The sequence below is a fragment of the Solibacillus sp. FSL R7-0668 genome, assembly GCF_038006205.1.
In the GTDB taxonomy this organism is placed as follows: domain Bacteria; phylum Bacillota; class Bacilli; order Bacillales_A; family Planococcaceae; genus Solibacillus.
Genome location: NZ_JBBOUU010000001.1, coordinates 664,594 through 683,678 on the forward strand (window position 1 = coordinate 664,594; position 19,085 = coordinate 683,678).

Here is a 19,085-nt window from a genome sequence, read left to right on the forward strand (position 1 = left end):
GTATTTATATATTTTCTAGTTAAATCACTAAATTTCTATTTTATGATAGGAATTTAGTTTTTTCTGTTTATTTGCTATTTCAGAGGAACTGTTACAGAAGTGAAAAATTACAGTACAATATTATATGTTACCCTATTTATAGGTTAAATAAACCTTATTTACCGAAGGGAGTAACATTGAACGTGAAGAAAAAAATTTTATTGCCGATTTTCGCAGCATTTATGATTTTTGCTGGAACGGCTACTATAACAAATGATTCTGCTGAGGCAGCATCCGGATCAGAATTAACAGCAACAGCTTCTAAATATATTGGTGTACCGTATGTATACGGAGGAACAACAGCTCAAGGGCTAGATTGTTCAGGCTATACAAAACTTGTATTCAAACAATTAGGCTATACATTAAATCGTACAGCCGCAATGCAATATAAACAAGGTACTTCTGTTTCGAAGGCAAACTTACAGGCAGGGGACTTAGTATTCTTTAATACATCTGGTGGCGTTTCACATGTAGGGATTTCATTGGGTGGCTCTAAATTTATCCATGCTGGTGTAAGTACAGGTGTAACAAAGGCTGACATCAACTCATCTTACTGGAGCAAGCGCTATGTGGGTGCTAAACGTATAGCAACTTTTGGTGATAATATAACGGTTGCTGCTGGTGAAGCAAAAAATGAGGAAGTAAAAGATGCAGCCATTGATTTTTCTGTATACGCTTCTCGCGGTGAGGTTGCTTTACAATTAGCGGAAGCATTAGGACTTGATACATCTGATACAACATCTGTATTCCCAGATGTAAAGCCAGCTTCCAAATATGCCGGTGCAGCAAAGGCATTACATGAGTTAGGCATTTTCACTGGTGATGAAAACGGTAAATTTAATCCAGGTTCGCCATTCACACGAGCACAAATGGCAAAGGTTTTAGTAACGGCTTATCAATTAGAGTTACAAGAACAACAATTAAGCTTTACAGACGTACCAGCCTCACACTGGGCTTCAACTGATATCTCGATTTTAGCCTCTAACGGTATTACAAATGGTTTAGGTGATGGCACATTCGGTGTTAGTAACAATGTGAAGCTAGTTGATTTAGCGACATTTATCGAGCGTGCACAAGCTAAATAATGATGATTCATTAAGAGACAGTAAGACACCCACTTCAATTGAACATTTGAAGTGGGTGATTTACTGTCTTATTTGCACTCGACTCTGGAGTAGTGGAGATATTTGCGAAATTAAAAATATATTGGCTCATCACCATAAGTTGGGGATGACATGCAGATCCACTCCTCTGTGTATTCAATTCGTTTCAAAAATGCTTTATTATGTGCGTTTATACTGAAAATAATGGTAAAATAAGGTTAATCGAGCGTAAATTTCAAAAACCGAGCATAAAGTTCCTGAAACCGAGCATAAAAACGGAAATTCGAGCATAAATCACTTGGAATCGAGCATAAAAAATAAATATCGAGCATATTTCCACGTAGAGTACTCATTCATACCGCCTATCTATAAATCATTGTGAAAAACAACCTCAGACTTCAGTGATGAATCAACATATTTGCAATTCCCCAGTAAAACCTAATTTCGAATCAAAGTTCAGTTCACCACACGGACCACCAATACAAAAAGCCCGACACATCGTGTCGGGCTTTTTTACTGTCTTAAATTAATTCGCTTGGAATTTTGTCACTAAGTCTGAGCGTACCCACACGTAGCGATTTGGTGGATTTTCATCTGAAATAAGTTTGTACCAGACATAGCCATCAGTGCCTTGTGCTTCTTCAACAATAACTACTGGATAGCCGAAAGTTTTCGATTCTCCAATATTTTTTGCTTTATACGTAAAGACAGATTGAATATTTGTCGAAGGGTCGATACGTGCATTCACCGAGTCCCCATTATTCACAACAAAGCCTAGCTGAGAAGTATGGCTATCTTTTTGACCAAAACGATTGTCGATACGATACATATGTCCAGCAATTTTACTACCCCAGAATGGATCAGATGCGTAGTGTACATTCATACCAGATGTTTTATTACCTGGTGCTGCGCCTTTTGCATAGCCGCCCGTTTGTGGTACATAGTTTAGATTTGTGTACTGATTGATAAAGGCGCGTACACTATCATCGCGTGAGGCGAAGGTTGTCCCTAATGCTGTGTTGGCATCGTATACTTTAATACCGAAAATATTATTCTTCTCTAATGAATTAACACTAATACCATAATTACTTTCATGCAGTGCTGTTGCGAGAATGAACAGTGCATTAATATTATGTGTGGCTTCAACCTCTTTTAATAATGTACCAAGACCAATTAGTCGTGAATCGGTTAGTACATTTGCATAGCCTGCAAGTCCTTGGCGCTCTGTTAATAGCGTCATAATGATGGTATCCAGCTCTTCTGCTGTGTAATTGGAATGTTGACGGATTGAAGCAAATTGGAAATACGAATAATATGTTCCGACTTTGTTTGTTAATAAAAAGTCGCTATAGAAATGAACACCGTCTTGGCTATAATAATGAACGCCCGGTTTCATAAAGCTTGGCGCTGGTCCAATCGTATAAGCACCATAGAATTTTTGAGTAATATGGTTGTACGTGTTGTGATGCAAAATGCCATCTAACACAAAGTAATACGATTGCTCCTTTAATAAGCTAGAAGGTGTTAACGTAATTTCGTCCATTTTAGCGTAGCCCTTTGTATCAGCTAGGCGGACAATCGCATATTTATCGGTACTAGAATAATATTTAAACTCGCTGCCTTCAACCGCATAAGTGAGCGCTGTTTTAAAGCTAGGCTCGGCATAAATCGTCACGGTATTGGCCGTTGTATTAGCAGCGGATGCCATTCCAGCAGGCATGCTAATAATTTTATCACCTTTAAATAGTAAATTTAATTTGGCTGCATTTTGAGCTTCTAGTGCTTGCTCATAAGTGAAATAGATCGTTGGATTCTTTGTCACAACGCCATTGCTAATTTTACCAATATAGTAGCTTGAAGCATCTACAGGTGGTGTTACAGGTGGTTCTTCATTGTCATCGTTGTCGTCAATGTTTTCGCTATATGCGTCAATTGTTGTTTGCATACGATAGAGAAAAGCAGCAGCTTGAGCGATTGTTGCAGACCCCTTAGGCTCGAAATAGATTCCTTTCGCCGTTTGTGAGCCACGAATAATATTGTAGTATACATTAGCTGCGACCGCTGCTTTAAACTCATCGCGGATTTTTGCATTGTCTTTAAATGTAAGAGGTGCGCCGTTTAGCGGGACCTTTGCATATGTGAGCGTACGTAATAATAGAGCCGCCATTTGCTCGCGCGTAATTTTGTCGTTTGGACGGAAAGTACCATCCGGATAGCCGCTTAAAATATTTGCCCCAGCGGCTGCTTGAATTTCATTTGTTAATTGTTCTCCGGCCTTTAAATCGGTAAATGTATACGTAGACGATTCTGGTAAATTAAGTCCGCGTGCAATGTATGAAGCGAATTCGCCACGAGTGACAGCACGATTTGGATTGTAATTTCCCTTAGCATCAGGACGGATAACATCTAAATTAGACCAATACGTCAATTCATGTACCATCGGATGATTATTAATATCGTTAGCATGTGAAGTTGATTGAGTTGAAAACGACATAAAGAATAGTGAAATTATGACGAAGCCAAATACTTTTTTTATCACAAATCAACACTCCTTTCAATACTATTATTTTAGCAATTAATGAAATGAATTCATAGAATCAAATAGACCTATTGCATCTTGTCGAAGAAGGAAATGAAGAATAAATTGCTACGAAAAGCGAAATGTTACTTCATATTAATATAAAGTAACTACTAGAAATGAGATAATTTGTTATTTTTATGACAGAATCCTTTATTTTGAAAGAAAGTTATTATATAATGAATGTGAAAATATTGGAAATTATTCAGTACTAATCATCTTAAAAAGAGATAAGGGTGGAGAAGTATGGCAAGAGGACGTCGAGTAAATTCAAGTGGAGAAAAGAGTAAAAAATTATTATTAGAAAAAGCTATTGAGCTATTTTCTACTCATGGGTATCATCAAACAAAAATTAGTGATATCGTAAAGGCAGCTGGTTTAACACAGCCGACATTTTATTTATATTTCCAAAGTAAAGAATCTATGTTCAACGACTTAAATGAAAAATTCCAAAATGATTTAATTGAGATTTTTTCGAATAAAGATGAGACGGCTCGTGATGATAAAAATTCAACTGCGTTAATTGAACAAAACTTAAAATGCATTTTCGATTACTTTATTGAAAATCCGAATTTAACAAAAATTGGTTTCTACGAAGCGGATCAATCAACGGTAGTGAAGCAATTACTTGTTTCCAAGCTGGAATCAATCATCGAAACGGATTTGAAGGATTATGCTGTTGTAAAACGCGTGAATACCAATGTACTTGCACAAAGCATTGTGGGATCGATGGAGCGTTTAACATTAACGAATCTATTAACGAACGAATCAAATCCGGAAAAGCTTGCTCAAGAAATCAGCACAATCTATTTTGCTAATGAACATAAGCTAGTACATCAGTAATTACATATAAAATAAAAAGAGTTTGTTAAAAGCTAGACACTTTTGACAAACTCTTTTTTTGTTATTTCGTTGCTGTTACATGTAAATACACACCGTTTTTTAAGCTTTGGCCACTAGCTGATTTCCCTTTAGGATGAGCAATTAACATGTATTCCTTGCCTGCTTCTAGTGGTTCCTTTGGTGTCACGTATAATTTTTCGCCTATTATTTTAGCGGTTGAGGCTACAGAGTCACCACCAAGAGCTACTAATTGAACAGATGCTGGGTCAAGCTTAGCTAGAATTGGTTTAGTAAATGAGACAGTAAAAGCTTTATTTAGTGGTGCATTTTTTAGTGATTTCATTTCTTTATAGTTTCCTAGGCTACTGGCAATAGAATCAAAATGGGCTTTAGAGAGAGCGTTGCCCGTTGTTTTGACATGTGGCTTCACACCCGTATGATTAATGACTGTACCATTTGGACCGAAAAAATGTCCGATAGTGAGCTTTAGGAAACTTCCATCTTCAAGCTCAAAGAAGCCCTGCATTGCGCCTTTCCCGTAAGTTGTTTGTCCGTAGAGCTTGGCTGCGTCTTGATCGAATAGAGCAGCAGCTGTCATTTCAGAGGCGCTGGCACTATGGGCGTTGATTAGCACTTTTGTATCTTTAGGGAACTGTGTCGCTTGCTTTAATGCGCGAACATTTGAAATGCCAGAAGCCTCCTGAAGCTTATAGGCATAGGCTGCATTGGGGAACATACCGATGAGCTGCTCAGCCGCTGTGACATAGCCACCACCATTATTTTGTAGGTCAAAAATAAACGCCTTGGCCCCTTTGTTTTTCAAATTACGAACCGATTTTGCTACTAAGCTAGCGGTATCATTTGAAAATGAATGTAATGAAATATAGCCAATATTGCCGTAAAGCATATTCGCTTCTACATTAGGTAATGAAAAGGCATTGCGTACAAGGTCTTTTGTAAACGTGCTGCCATCCTCACGCAAGATCGTTAAGGAAACGCTTGTATTTTCGGCTCCTTTAATACGCGTTGAAGCTTGGTCAATCGTCAATGGTACAGTAGAAGTGCCATCGATTGCGGTAATAATATCACCAACTTTTAAGCCTGCTTTATTTGCGCTACTCCCGTCAATGATCTGGGTAATATGGATGCCAAGATCAACCTTTTCAATCACGACACCGATACCAACTGTTGATAATTCTACACCACTAATAAAATCCTCAAATTCTTCAGCTGTAAAATAAGTCGAGTACGGGTCAAGCATGTCCATCATGTTTGGAATACTTGTTGCTTGGTCTAGATTACCATCAATATCCCCAACATAGTTGTCTTTCACAAGATTGCGTACTTCATCCATCGAAGCACCAAATGCCGTAATCGGGACGGCCAGGCATAGTACAAATAGGAACATTGCGAAAAGCTGTTTTTTTAGCATAAATCAGTCCACCTTATGATGTTAGTTTAAAAACAATACTCTGTTTCTTCTATTATATAGTTCTATTTTATAGAAATTACCCAGTTAAGTCCAATTGTGGGATATGATTTTTTGGTATTCGCAAATATATGTAGAAAATCGCAAATAAGTCCTATCAAGTCGCAAATAAACTTTGGAATTCGCAAATATCCCACGATAACTCGCAAATTAAATCTAAAAATCGCACATAAACATGCACAAAAGGGGGCTATAAAAAAAGCATAGCGAATAGTTCGCTATGCTTCATAAGTGCTCAATTTATTTGCGCTTTACAAGATAAAGAATATACCCAATTACGCCGCCGACTAATGCTGGGACAACCCATGCAATCCCTTGCTCATAGAATGGGAAGATGGATAAGAAATTGTCGTAAGCGGCAATTTCAAATCCAGCCTGTTTAATGCCGTCATAAAGGGCAACTACGCCAGTGAAAATTAAGGCAACACCGTATACGCTTGGTGCATGGTTAAATAAGTTACCGAATAATGCAAAGATCATTAGCACAATAGCAATTGGATAAATGGCTACTAATACTGGTAAAGAAATACTGATTAAATTGGATAAACCAAAGTTCGATACGGCAAATGAGAATAGCGCGAAAATAATTAAGAATGTATGATACGATACTTTCGGGAAAATCTTATGGAAAAATGTAGCGTTTGCCGAAAATAAACCAACCGAAGTTGTTAAACAAGCTAAAATGATAACGGCCGATAAAATGATGTTCCCGGCTTGTCCGTAAAGCTGCTCTGCTGCCAATGAAATGATTGTACCACCATCATCATGGAAGCCAATTGCTTCTGTACTTGTTACGCCGATATAGCCTAGTGATACATAGACAAACGCTAAACCGATTGCGGCAACAAGCCCTGCGAAAATTGTAATTTTAATTTGCTGTGCTTTTTCTGTCACACCACGCGCTGAGATGGATTGAAGAATGACAATCCCAAAGACAAGGGATGCAAGTACGTCCATTGTTAAATAACCTTGAATGAAGGACTCACCAAATGCGTTATTGATATACGTACCCTGTGCTTGGCCAGCTTCACCTAATGGCGTGATAACTGCTTTAATGGCTAATAGAGAAATAACAATTAATAATGCAGGTGTTAAAATTTTTCCTACACGGTCCACGATTTTTGTCGGATTAAACGATAAGTAGAATGATAATCCGAAGAATACTACTGTTGTGATAAATAGTGGAATCCAGCTATCTTGCATTCCTTCAGATAAAAATGGTGCAACACCAATTGAATACGATACGGCACCTGTACGAGGAATCGCAAAGAATGGACCAATAGATAAATATACAATCGAAGTAAAAATTATCCCAAAATAAGGATTAATACGACCTGCTAATACTTCTAAATCCCCACCGTTTTTTGCTACGGCGATTATCCCTAAAAGAGGTAAGCCTACCCCTGTAATTAAAAATCCAATCATGGCAACGACAATATTTTCCCCAGACATTTGACCTAGCTGTGGTGGAAATATGATATTCCCTGCACCTAGAAACAGTGCGAATAACATGAAACCGACCGCGATATTATCACGGAAAAAACTCTTATTACTCATTATAATAATAAACTCCTTTAAAATTGAAAATACAAAACTTTCTAAAAATTTAAACCTTGCAACAAGAATTTATTCTATCATAAAATTAGCAAAATGAAAATTAAAATTGCGCTAAATATTCGTCAATCGTCAGAATTTATGTAATTTCGATAAAATTCAGCTTTATTATGATAGAAAAATGTTATAGGAAAATTCCCCTTTAATAGAATGCTGGTAGAAAATAATCTATCTATTGGCATGTTGTGAATAGGATAGAAAATTAAGTAAAATAGAGAGGAGTATATAGTTTCGCAGAACAGGAGGAGTTTTCAATATGAAGAAAGCTATCAAAATGGCATTAGCTGGAGCTGTCATTTCGGGCGTATTTTATGCAGCGCCAACAGCAGAAGCCGCATCTTATACCGTACAAAAAGGGGATACATTATCGAAAATTGCGAAGGCTCACAATACGACAATTCAGCAGCTGAAACAATGGAATCAACTTACTGGGGATCAAATCTACATAGCACAGACGCTAACAGTTGCTCAAACAGAAAGCGCAGGCAAAGCGGAATCAGAGAATACGGCTAATAAAGAAGTCGAAAATGAGCTACATAATTCGATTTCGCACAAGGTAATAAAAGGAGATACACTGACAAAAGTCGCTAAGAAATATAACACGACGGTTGATCAGATTCTTGTATGGAACGATTTAAAAACAGATGCTATACAAGTTGGACAGCAGCTTACGATAAAAATAACGAATGAAGTGATTAGTGAGGCTCCGACAGCTTCGGAAGTGGAAGAAGAGAATAACTTTAAAGAAACGGCGGATGCAGCAATTGAAAAGCAGCTAAATAGCGAAAAAACAGCGCCGTTAACTATTTCAGCAGTCAGCACAGAGCAATATACAAAGGCACTCGAAATTGCCAAGCAAGCGATTGGCATTCCGTACAAATATGGTGGCAATACAATGGAGGGCTTTGACTGCAGTGGCTTTGTCAGCTATGTATATAATAATGCAGGGATTAAGCTAGGGCGCAAATCGAGTCTGCAATATTTCCAACAGGATACACAAAAGGTGCAAAATCCATTACCGGGGGATATCGTATTTTTCAAAAATACGTTTATTCCAAACATATCACATATGGGCATTTATATCGGGGATAATCAATTTATTCATGCTGGCTCAAAAGGTATTGCGATTGGGAATGTCACGGAAAAGTACTGGTCTGAACGTTTCGTAGCATTCAAGCGCTTAACAACAGTAAAATAGAAGCTATTATTTCCCAATCATTCGAGTGGGACAAGTAGAGAAGGTAGGCGGTGTCCTTGAGTATTAGGACATAGCCTACCTTTTGCTATCAGTACTTAATGCTTATGTTACAAATATTACAATAACGACTGGATAATAGAATAAAATTGTAATTTATAACATTCTAGTTTAAGTTGATAGAGTTGGAAATGTTGATATAACAAGGTTTTTGAGCGCTGTGTAATAATTACAGTACAGGAGAAACGTAACTATATTGTTACATAACTGTAATGTTATAAAGTGGAATCTCGTGTTAATCTAATAACAGTTAAGTTTTCAGAAAATTTATCGAAAATGGTTGGAGGAACAGGATGAACTACTTTAAATTAATACGTAATACGGTACTAACTTTGGCGGCAGCATTCGTCATTTTCTTCACACCAGTGAATGAAAACGAAGCTTCTGCAGCATCTTCTCATTCAATTGAGGATTTAAATAAAATTTCTTCAAAATATATTGGTGTACGATATGCATACGGCGGAACAACATCAAGTGGTTTTGATTGCTCAGGTTATGTTCGTCAAGTGTTTAAAGAATTAGGCATTACATCATTAGATCGCACATCTGCTGGCATGTACAACCAAGGTACAGCAGTTAAGAAAAGCGACTTACAAGCGGGCGATTTAGTATTTTTCAATACATCAGGTAATCGTGTTTCACATGTTGGGATTTACATTGGCTCAGGCAAATTCATCCACGCATCTACTAGTAAGGGTGTAATTAAAACAAGTATTGATGATAAATACTATTGGGCAAACAAATACGTTGGCGCTAAACGCATCGCAAAATTCCAAACAAATAGTCAAATCGCTGCTTTAGAAGATGATTCTGACGTAGACAATACACCAGAAGCTGAATAATACATAGCTTATACACACTACAAATCCAAATCTCTCGTCCTTTACTTAAAAGGGACCGGGGATTTTTTGATTTTGTAGAGAGGTTGAAATTTTGCCGGTATTATTTGGTCCATCACCATAGATTAGGAATGACATCCAGATTCACTTATCTGTGAACTCAATTCGACTCCAAAATGCTTCATTGTAATTTACGTTTACACTGAAATTAAAGGAGATATATGGTTAAACGAGCATGGATTTCGGAAAACGAGCATAAAGTTCCGAGAATCGATCATAAAATCGAATAAACGAGCATAAATCACTTGAAACCGAGCATAAAATCAAAAATTTCGAGCATAAATGACTTGAATGCCGAGGATATACCCGCGCAAAGTGGTCATACATTCCACCTATCTTTAAGCGAATCATCGCCCAACCGCCAACGCATAATTAAAAGGTCAAAAAAACAGCACCGCTCATATCCGAGGGGTGCTGTGAGAGTGCTATTGTGGTACGCGTGCTGTCCAGCGAGATAGGTCTGCACCTTCTGCTGTTACAAGTTCCGCTGGGAAGATAAATGTCCAAGGCTTTGTTGTATTTGGTTGCACCGTTAACACAGGGTCTAATTTGAATGACCCTTTTGCTACGATAACGCCGCGAGCATCCACGATTTCTAGTGGTAATTGCTCTAAGTTAATTGCTTTATCGTGACCATTACGGATGAAAATCGAAGCATGTAAGCTATTGTCATCGTTTAATTTTGTTTGTAAACCTGTAAAGTTCACTTCTGTTTTACCTAGCTTCGGTAATGTTTTTACAATTTCAACTAATTTTTCTTGCTCCGTCTTTGGTAGCTGCTTTTTCCAAGTGTCATCTAAATCTAGCTGATGTCCACGTAATGATAGTAGGTTGAATGAAATTTTCCAGCCATCCTCAGGAATTTCCTCGCTTGTAATAGTTGATTTCGGGAAGTTGAAAATCCAAGGACGCGCACTTTCAGCTGGAATGACACCAAGCTCTTTAAAGTCAAAGTAGTGAGACGCTAAACGGTTATCGTCCTTATCTAAAATTAATAGCTCAATTTCACCAAGCTCAATTGCTTCTGGTAGGGAAGAACGGAAAAATGCTTTTACGTTCCAAGAGCCATTCATAAGTGCTGGTTCAATATTAATAGCAGAAAGTGATAATTGGTTTGGTTTTAATGGTGCTAAATCATTTGCTAAGAAGTTGAATACATATTTTTGTTCTTGTGGCACATCCCAGTCTGGGTGGAATGATAATTTTGTAACAACATCACGATTTGCGTCTTTTTTTGATGTTTTTGTAGCGGATTTAACAACAGATGATGAATCAACTGCGCTATCTTTTCCGACTTTATCGCCTTTTTTAAATAAATCGAATAAACCCATTGTTTTATTCCTCCACGTTCATCGTAATATTTTTCATAAATGTGACAAGCTCTTCGACAATTTTGCGACGAAGCTCTTGATAATTTTTTCCGAATAGCTCTAAGCCCTCACGTTGGTAAATACGCATTGGATCTTCTTGCTGATAATGGCGTAACCCAATACCTTCTTTTAAATGTGCCATTTGCTCTAAATGACGAACCCACGTATGGTCGATGAAGCCAAGCATTACCTTTGGAATAATGGCCATCATTTGCTCGTTTTGCTCGAAGCTTTCGATCACGGCCTTTAATTCTTTAACCGGTGCATCAAGTGAATCGAGTATTTTTTTCACTTTCGTTTCATCACGATCTATCGTAACAGGCGTTAGGAAGAGTGAGTTCACTGTGCGCTCGATTTTATCGAAGTTCCACTCAAGGACATCTTTATCCTCTGGTGCATTTTCGCGTACGGCAAAATCAACGGTTTCGTACATCATCGTTACTAAGTGCTCAAGAATGTTTTCGTTACGTAAAACCTTATCGCGTAGATCATAAATTACGCGGCGTTGGTCGTTAATAACATCATCGAGCTTTAAGTTATATTCACGCATTGAGTAGTGAGCGCCTTCAACAATTCGCTGTGTACGGTCAATAAGTTCGATTACATCTTTATTTTGAATGCGGCCGATTTCATTGGTTGTCATTTTTTTGCGGAATTTTTCGACATCCTCTTTGGCGAAGCGTTTGAACATATCGTCTTCAATCGACAGGATAAATTGACTTTCACCAGGATCCCCTTGACGACCAGAACGTCCACGCAATTGGTTATCAACACGGCGAGATTCGTGCTTTTCTGTACCGATAACGAACAGACCGCCGAGTGCCTCGACACCGTCACCTAATACGATGTCAGTACCACGACCAGCCATATTTGTTGCAACGGTAATACGTTTTTTTTGACCAGCTTCAGAAATAAGCTCGACTTCTTGCTCAACCGTTTTGGCGTTTAATAATTGGAAGTCTAAGCTGTATTTTTTTAAATAGCTTGCAACTTTTTCAGACTGCAAAATAGAAGTAGTGCCGACTAAAACCGGTTGACCTTGTTCATGGCGACGCAATACTTCTTGTGCCACATACTCGTATTTTTGCTCTGTTGTCTCGAATACGATGTCGGTTTGGTCCAACCTTTTGCGCGGTCGGTTCGTTGGAATTTGAATAACGCGCATGCCGTAAACTTCTAAAATCTCCTTTTCTTGCGTTTTCGCAGTACCAGTCATCCCTGATAATTTCGGGTACATACGGAAGTAGTTCTGAATTGTTACTTGTGCTTGTGCTTTGTTTTCTTCAGTGATTGTTACGCCCTCTTTCGCTTCAATCGCTTGGTGTAAGCCATCAGAAAGGGAACGCCCCTCCATAATACGTCCAGTGAACATATCGACAAGCTCGATTTTATCATCACGCACGATATAATCCACGTCGCGCTCGAACATCACATGTGCACGAACGGCTTGGATAACATAGTGATACAGTGTTTGGTGCTCAAGATCATATAGGTTATCAACACCAAATGCCGCTTCAACCTTTTCAATCCCTTGATCTGTTAAGGACGTGGCCTTTGTTTCATCATCAAAGTCATAATCTTCATCTACCTTGAAGCGTTTTGCTAACATAGCAGCAATGCGGTGCAATTCTTCATTGGCCCCCATTTTACCTGCGATAATTAACGGTGTTTTCGCTTCGTCGATAAGCACTGAGTCTACTTCGTCGATGATGGCAAAGTGATAAGGACGTTGAACCTTGTCGCCGATTGTATGTGCCATATTATCACGTAAATAGTCAAAACCAAATTCCGTACCAACACCATATGTAATATCTGCATTGTACGCTAGTTTTTTATCGGCAGGCTCCATCATTGGTACGTTTAAACCAACTGTTAAGCCTAAGAAACGGTGAATTTGACCGATTAATTCGAAGTCACGTTTTGCTAAGTAATCATTTACCGTAATGACGTGAACTCCTTTGCCTTCTAATGCACGAACGTAAGAAGGAAGTGAGGCGACTAATGTTTTACCCTCACCCGTAGGCATTTCGGCGATATTACCCTCTGTTAATACAAGGCCTCCGATTAATTGCACATCGAAATGGCGCATGTTTAAAACACGTTTAGATGCTTCACGCACAACAGCAAAGGCATCAGGGATGATGTTAACAAGCTCTTCGCCGTTCTCTAAACGTTCTTTGAATGTAAATGTCATGTTGCGAAGCTCATCGTCCGTCATAGGACTATAAGTAGCTTCGAGCTTATTAATTTGTTCTACCGTTTTGTAGTACTTTTTTAGCTCTCGAGCACTTGTTTGCTCCGACTTGCGTTTAAAAATTGAGAACATATTTTTACTCTCCTTTAAAATTGGCTACTTCAAATAGTAGACACTCCACTATTTTATCAAATTTTACCCGTACTGACTACCGAACGAGAGGGAAATGAAAGGAAATGTAGAAATATATTGAACCTTAATTTGTGAGCGTGTCGAAGCTTGTCAAAAATAATGCACAAGGCTGGAATCTCTTTTTTGAAAGTTAGTATGTTAGATGATAGCAAATAATTAGAGCTATGTTTTAAAGTATATCCATGCTATAATGACACTGAATAAAAATGGTTAATTCTTTTTATGAAACTTCAACTTACTCGAAAACGTTATAGTAGTTGAAACTACAAATAATAAGGAGGAGAAATAAGACATGAGTATGACTTACGTGTCTTTAATCGTGGCCTTTGTTGCTGCTATTTTACTTACTCCGCTTGTGAAGCGTTTAGCGTTTCGCCTTGGCGCTGTAGATGCCCCAAACTATCGAAAAGTACATGCGCGTATAATGCCACGTTTAGGTGGACTGGCGATTTATCTTGCATTTATGATCGGAATTTTACTCTTAAAATTTGTCACGAATTTTCAAAGTGACTACTTATATGCGATCTTAATCGCGGCTACAATCATTGTGATTACAGGTGTTATTGATGATATGCGTGAAATTTCAGCAAAGGCAAAGCTGGTAGGTCAGATTGCCGCTGCGTGTATCGTAGTGTTTGTTGGCGATATTCAAATTGTGAATATTAACTTACCATTCGGTGGTGAGCTTGACTTTGGTTGGTTAGGGATTCCATTGACAATTGTTTGGATTGTTGGAATCACAAATGCGATTAACTTAATTGATGGTCTTGATGGACTTGCTGCTGGTGTTTCAACAATTGCACTGATGACATTGGCAGTGATGGCAATGATTATGGGCAATGGGATTGTAATTGCGATGGCGGCCATTTTAGCTGCTGCTACAATTGGGTTCTTATTCTTTAACTTCCACCCTGCAAAAATTTTCATGGGCGATACAGGTGCACTGTTTTTAGGATTCATGATCTCGGTGCTCGCACTGCTAGGATTTAAAAACGTAGCAGTTATTTCATTCGTGATTCCAGTTATTATGCTAGGTGTTCCGATTTCTGATACGTTCTTTGCTATTGTGCGTCGTTTACGTAGTGGGAAAAAATGGTCAGATCCTGATAAATCCCATTTACATCACCGTTTACTAGATTTAGGTTTCTCACATCGTCAAACCGTATTAATTATCTATGCGATGGCTGCTATGTTTGGTGTTGCGGCAATTATCTTCTCAATGGCAAAAGTATGGGGTGCGATTTTATTAATCACCGTTATTCTCGTAGCGATTGAGTTATTCGTAGAAATTATCGGACTTGCCGGGAAAAACTACAAACCACTATTGAATTTAATGAAGATTTTCAACAAATGAAAAGATCGAAACAAGTAATTAGCTAGCGCTAGTTGCTTGTTTTTTTGTTTTTTTCGCTGATTTGGGGTTCTGATTGGGCTGCGGTATTTGCGGAAATTTCGGGATATTTGCGAAATTTGGATTATATTTGCGAAAAACTCGAGATATTTGCGACTTGCCTCAAGTGGGGAACTCGACCTGAATTTTTCCAGTGACCTACCATCCCACATAAAGAAAAAACCCAGAAGCCTGCATCGATTAATCGAATTAGTTTCTGGGTTAAAAATTTGTTTATTGTGTCATGGAACCTGTAACTGTCTCTGTAGATGCAGAGTCAGATTGTGTGCCAGTGCCTGAATAGTTTGTTGATTCAGGAGTTAGGCCTAAATGACTTTGTAGGATATGGCTGATTTCTTCTATATTCTCATCGTCTAGCTTGTAGTAGTATGTGCCAGTAGATGTATCATCTCTACCTTCTAATGTTAGTGTATCAATGCGAGGCATACCAGCTGTTAAATAGCTGAAGAATGAACGCATTTCATCAAAGGTCATGTCTGTTTTCATGTTTGAACCAACAGCAGACAGGATATCATCATATTTTGAGATCGATGTGAAAGAAGCTGATTTTGTAGCGATCGCTTTAATAATTTCTTGCTGGCGCTTGCCGCGCTCAATATCACTATCTTGCTTACGTGTACGTGCCAATGCCAATGCTTCTCGACCGTCTAATGTTTGAAGACCCGCTTTTAAATCGACCGTCTTTTTGTCGAATTCGTCCATTTCGAGCATATTGTATGGTACTTCGACTTCAATCCCGCCTAAAGCATCAACGATATCAATAAATGCATTGAAGTTCATGCGTACATAGTAATCAATTGGAATATCAAATAATTCTTCCACCGTTTCGATTGAAGCGAGTGTTCCACCATAAGCATGGGCATGGTTGATTTTATCTTGATAGCCGACATATGGAATGTAAACATAAGAATCACGTGGAATACTTAATAGTTTTACCGTTTTTGTTTTGTTGTTCAATGTTGCTAATAATAGGGCATCTGTACGAGAGTTGTCTGCACCTTGATCGCGCTTTTCGCTATCATCTACTCCTAAGATCAAAATCGAGACATTGTCCTGCTTTGGTTCGACTTTTACTTCTCGCTGCTCAGATTGTTCACGATCTTCAAGCTCCTCGTAGGCATTATCCGCTGCGTGTTTCGCTTGCTTTGTTAAATAAACGCCATACGCTGTGGCACAAATTGTTAGCGAAAAAACAACGAGGATTGTTACTTTTAAAAATAACTTGAATTTCGAAGAGCCGCTCTTATTGTTTTGCCTGTTTTTCATAAAGATTCTCCTCTTAAATTACGAATAGGTTGCTGTATACATAGGGTATTTTGAGCATAAATAATAGTAAGGTTAAAGGGTGTTACGATAAAATTAATAGTTTCAAATCTTATTTATTATACTACTATCCACCTAAGCAGTAAAGTTTTCGACATGAACCGACGACAGAATCACTTAATTCTTCAAAAATTCGATAAAAAGTGATGATTCTTTTGTGATAACCGCTTGCCCGTTCGTTAATTCGGTAATCCATTCGGTGAAGATGGCTTCCTCTTCCTTCAATACGTACACAAAAAGTTCAACATTTTCTGCGTAGCCGATATCGCGAAGAGTGTAGTCTGATTGACGAATTTCATTTTCCAATTTGCCAAGCCATACATAGTCTACGGCAATTTTCATGACATGATGCAATTTACGCTCGACCACCTGTGCTGCTGCGATGCCCTCTGTTGTAGCGTTGCCGTAAGCACGAATTAATCCACCACCGCCAAGTTTAATACCTCCAAAATAGCGCGTCACGACGACAACGGTATCTTTCAGTCCTTGTTTTTTTAAAACTTCTAACATAGGGACGCCAGCTGTGCCACTTGGTTCCCCATCATCATTTGCTTTTTGAATTTGGTCATGCTCGCCAATTAAATAGCAGGAGCAATTATGTGTTGCGCTGGCATGCATTTTTTTTATTTTTTCGATAAATAATAGGGCTTCTTGCTCGGTTTCGACACGCGCAACGTATGATAAAAAACGGGATTTTGAGATAATTATTTCAGATTCTCCATATCCTTTGACAGTAAAATAGTTATTTCTCATTAAAAATTCTCCTCACTTTTACATTATATTACTTTTTTTGTAGTGACAATCTATCTTAAATAGTGGTTTAATAATGCTATAATAGTAGAAAATATTTAGGTTGTATAAGGTGGGGATTGTGTGTTACAAAATGATCGAATAGATATAGCCTCGCTTGATGTGATTTTTAATCGAATGTTAGAAACGATAACAAATTCTAAGGACGATATATTTATTATAAGCGAAAAGAGCCGAAGAAGCTTTGAAGAAATGCAACAAGAGCTTGAGATTGTTCGTCAAGAAATTAAGATTACGATCGATGAAACCGATAATTTAGAAAAGCTACTCCAATTATCAAAACATCGATTGGTAATTGTTAGTAAAAACTTTAACGAACATTCGGAAGAGCAAATTCGTTTGGCATATGAAAATTCAAATAAACTACAGCTAGAAGCAACTTTAAGTAAGGAAAAAGAAAAGCAATTACGTGACAAACGAGATGATTTAGAAAGACGACTGCGTGCACTTTATGATACGATTGAAAGAGCGGATCACATTGTCAATCAGGTAAATGTCGTTATTAGCTTTTTGACAACAGATTTAAAAGATGTGGGTGCTGCACTCGAGCAAGCCAAAATCAAGCAAGATTTTGGTGTCCGCATTATAAAAGCCCAAGAAGAAGAGCGTAAACGATTATCGCGTGAAATTCACGACGGACCAGCACAAATGATGGCAAATGTATTAATGCGCTCCAACTTAATCGATCGAATTTTCCGAGAACAAGGCGCTGACAAAGCACTGCAAGAAATTCAAGATTTAAAAGTAAATGTCCGCAACGCGCTATCGGAAGTACGTCGCATTATTTACGATTTACGTCCAATGGCACTAGATGATTTAGGCATTACGCCAACCTTGAAAAAGTATTTATCAACCGTGATGGAATATAATCCAGGCGTGGATATCCAATTTATTTCGTACAACAATGAGCGTCGCATTTCGTCGGATTACGAGGTCGCGATCTTCCGTTTAGTACAAGAATGTGTCAACAATGCAATAAAACATGGCAAATCTTTATTGATTTATGTAAAAATTGAGTGGCTACGTGACGAAATAAATGTTGTGGTAAAAGATAATGGCAGAGGCTTTGATATGGAAAACGTTCGAGAAGGTTCATTTGGTATTATAGGCATGAAAGAAAGAGTCGATTTATTAAAAGGGCACATGAATATTAACAGCGCTGTAGGTAAAGGCACGACTGTTTTAATAAAAATTCCTTTACCACTTGAAGAGGAAGAAACAATATAAGTAGACTTAGGGGGTATTACCATGACAAAAATTATTATTATTGATGACCACCAATTATTCCGTGAAGGCGTTAAACGAATTTTAGATTTTGAAGATACGTTTGAGGTTGTCGCAGAGGGCGATGATGGCACAGATGTAGTGAGTCTTTATGAAAAAAATCAGCCTGATGTTGTGTTAATGGACATTAATATGCCAGAAAAAAATGGCGTGGAGGCAACAGCGGATCTAATTGCGGAATACCCAGATGCAAAAGTAATGGTATTATCCATACATGATGATGAATCTTATGTGACACATGCATTAAAATCAGGTGCATTAGGTTATATGCTGAAAGAAATGGATGCTGACGAAATCGTAGAAGCAATTAAAGTTGTATCAAACGGTGGCTCTTACTTACATCCAAAAGTAACGAAAAACTTAGTAGCTGAATTCCGTCGTTTATCTGAGCACGAAAACAAGGGTAATTTCCATCAAACAGAAATCCGCCGTCCATTCCACTTACTAACAAAGCGTGAATGCGAAGTGCTTCAATTATTAACAGACGGTCAATCGAATCGTACAATCGGTGAAACGCTCTACATTTCGGAAAAAACAGTCAAAAACCATGTATCGAGCATTTTACAAAAAATGAACGTAAACGACCGTACACAAGCAGTCGTAACAGCGATCAAAAACGGCTGGGTAGAAGTTCGATAATCGAATACAAAAAGTACAAGCAGGGGTGCATCATGCATCCTT

Annotated in this window: 14 protein-coding genes; 7 read left to right on the plus strand and 7 right to left on the minus strand. The window is 38.1% G+C overall.

Annotated features, from left to right (window positions below):
- The first annotated feature begins 182 nt into the window (after window positions 1-182).
- Window positions 183-1,124, plus strand: coding sequence for a C40 family peptidase (locus MKX47_RS03085; protein ID WP_340770999.1), 942 nt, complete (start codon window positions 183-185; stop codon window positions 1,122-1,124).
- A gap of 544 nt (window positions 1,125-1,668) precedes the next feature.
- On the opposite strand, the gene MKX47_RS03090 is transcribed toward MKX47_RS03085, so the two are convergent.
- On the minus strand, window positions 1,669-3,681 hold the full coding sequence (locus tag MKX47_RS03090) for an S-layer homology domain-containing protein (RefSeq protein WP_340771002.1): 2,013 nt from the start codon (window positions 3,679-3,681) through the stop codon (window positions 1,669-1,671).
- A 285-nt stretch (window positions 3,682-3,966) separates the two neighbouring features.
- On the opposite strand from MKX47_RS03090, the gene MKX47_RS03095 reads away from it, so the two are divergent.
- On the plus strand, window positions 3,967-4,563 hold the full coding sequence (locus MKX47_RS03095; protein WP_340771005.1) for a TetR/AcrR family transcriptional regulator: 597 nt from the start codon (window positions 3,967-3,969) through the stop codon (window positions 4,561-4,563).
- Between the two features lie 61 nt (window positions 4,564-4,624).
- On the opposite strand, the gene MKX47_RS03100 is transcribed toward MKX47_RS03095, so the two are convergent.
- Both MKX47_RS03100 and brnQ read right to left on the minus strand, forming a co-directional pair.
- Window positions 4,625-5,995, minus strand: a complete 1,371-nt coding sequence (locus tag MKX47_RS03100; RefSeq protein ID WP_340771008.1) for a S41 family peptidase — start codon at window positions 5,993-5,995, stop codon at window positions 4,625-4,627.
- Between the two features lie 297 nt (window positions 5,996-6,292).
- Window positions 6,293-7,609 carry a branched-chain amino acid transport system II carrier protein gene (gene brnQ / locus MKX47_RS03105; RefSeq protein ID WP_445683568.1) on the minus strand — a complete coding sequence of 439 codons (1,317 nt, stop codon included), beginning with the start codon at window positions 7,607-7,609 and terminating at the stop codon, window positions 6,293-6,295.
- Window positions 7,610-7,922: 313 nt separating this feature from the next.
- Between brnQ and MKX47_RS03110 the strand changes: the two genes are divergently transcribed.
- Both MKX47_RS03110 and MKX47_RS03115 read left to right on the plus strand, forming a co-directional pair.
- Complete coding sequence (locus MKX47_RS03110) at window positions 7,923-8,864, plus strand: C40 family peptidase (RefSeq protein ID WP_340771011.1); 942 nt, start codon at window positions 7,923-7,925, stop codon at window positions 8,862-8,864.
- Between the two features lie 350 nt (window positions 8,865-9,214).
- Entirely contained in the window at window positions 9,215-9,763 is a 549-nt protein-coding gene (locus MKX47_RS03115) for a C40 family peptidase (protein ID WP_340771013.1), read from the plus strand.
- Between the two features lie 482 nt (window positions 9,764-10,245).
- On the opposite strand, the gene MKX47_RS03120 is transcribed toward MKX47_RS03115, so the two are convergent.
- Together MKX47_RS03120 and secA2 are read right to left on the minus strand one after the other, a co-directional pair.
- Entirely contained in the window at window positions 10,246-11,151 is a 906-nt protein-coding gene (locus MKX47_RS03120; RefSeq protein WP_340771014.1) for an accessory Sec system S-layer assembly protein, read from the minus strand.
- A 4-nt stretch (window positions 11,152-11,155) separates the two neighbouring features.
- Window positions 11,156-13,516 carry an accessory Sec system translocase SecA2 gene (gene secA2 / locus MKX47_RS03125; protein WP_340771017.1) on the minus strand — a complete coding sequence of 787 codons (2,361 nt, stop codon included), beginning with the start codon at window positions 13,514-13,516 and terminating at the stop codon, window positions 11,156-11,158.
- 358 nt (window positions 13,517-13,874) lie between these two features.
- Here secA2 and MKX47_RS03130 point away from each other — a divergent pair, with 358 nt between their 5' ends.
- Window positions 13,875-14,930, plus strand: coding sequence for a glycosyltransferase family 4 protein (locus MKX47_RS03130; RefSeq protein ID WP_340777698.1), 1,056 nt, complete (start codon window positions 13,875-13,877; stop codon window positions 14,928-14,930).
- Between the two features lie 270 nt (window positions 14,931-15,200).
- Here MKX47_RS03130 and MKX47_RS03135 read toward each other — a convergent pair whose 3' ends face one another.
- Together MKX47_RS03135 and MKX47_RS03140 are read right to left on the minus strand one after the other, a co-directional pair.
- Entirely contained in the window at window positions 15,201-16,253 is a 1,053-nt protein-coding gene (locus MKX47_RS03135) for an LCP family protein (protein WP_340771018.1), read from the minus strand.
- A gap of 174 nt (window positions 16,254-16,427) precedes the next feature.
- Window positions 16,428-17,063: a YigZ family protein gene (locus MKX47_RS03140; RefSeq protein ID WP_340771020.1), complete on the minus strand. Its 636-nt coding sequence runs from the start codon at window positions 17,061-17,063 to the stop codon at window positions 16,428-16,430.
- Window positions 17,064-17,183: 120 nt separating this feature from the next.
- On the opposite strand from MKX47_RS03140, the gene MKX47_RS03145 reads away from it, so the two are divergent.
- A complete protein-coding gene (locus MKX47_RS03145) occupies window positions 17,184-18,347 on the plus strand; it encodes a sensor histidine kinase (protein WP_340771021.1) in 1,164 nt (387 codons plus the stop codon).
- 21 nt (window positions 18,348-18,368) lie between these two features.
- Window positions 18,369-19,043, plus strand: a complete 675-nt coding sequence (locus tag MKX47_RS03150) for a response regulator transcription factor (RefSeq protein ID WP_340771022.1) — start codon at window positions 18,369-18,371, stop codon at window positions 19,041-19,043.
- Window positions 19,044-19,085 lie beyond the last annotated feature (42 nt).

Bases quoted from the DNA above. Each gene is read 5' to 3' on its own strand.
- MKX47_RS03095 (WP_340771005.1), top strand. From the start codon at position 3,967: ATGGCAAGAGGACGTCGAGTAAATTCAAGTGGAGAAAAGAGTAAAAAA.
- MKX47_RS03100 (WP_340771008.1), bottom strand. From the start codon at position 5,995: ATGCTAAAAAAACAGCTTTTCGCAATGTTCCTATTTGTACTATGCCTG.
- brnQ (WP_445683568.1), bottom strand. From the start codon at position 7,609: ATGAGTAATAAGAGTTTTTTCCGTGATAATATCGCGGTCGGTTTCATG.
- MKX47_RS03110 (WP_340771011.1), top strand. From the start codon at position 7,923: ATGAAGAAAGCTATCAAAATGGCATTAGCTGGAGCTGTCATTTCGGGC.
- MKX47_RS03115 (WP_340771013.1), top strand. From the start codon at position 9,215: ATGAACTACTTTAAATTAATACGTAATACGGTACTAACTTTGGCGGCA.
- MKX47_RS03120 (WP_340771014.1), bottom strand. From the start codon at position 11,151: ATGGGTTTATTCGATTTATTTAAAAAAGGCGATAAAGTCGGAAAAGAT.
- secA2 (WP_340771017.1), bottom strand. From the start codon at position 13,516: ATGTTCTCAATTTTTAAACGCAAGTCGGAGCAAACAAGTGCTCGAGAG.
- MKX47_RS03130 (WP_340777698.1), top strand. From the start codon at position 13,875: ATGACTTACGTGTCTTTAATCGTGGCCTTTGTTGCTGCTATTTTACTT.
- MKX47_RS03135 (WP_340771018.1), bottom strand. From the start codon at position 16,253: ATGAAAAACAGGCAAAACAATAAGAGCGGCTCTTCGAAATTCAAGTTA.
- MKX47_RS03140 (WP_340771020.1), bottom strand. From the start codon at position 17,063: ATGAGAAATAACTATTTTACTGTCAAAGGATATGGAGAATCTGAAATA.
- MKX47_RS03150 (WP_340771022.1), top strand. From the start codon at position 18,369: ATGACAAAAATTATTATTATTGATGACCACCAATTATTCCGTGAAGGC.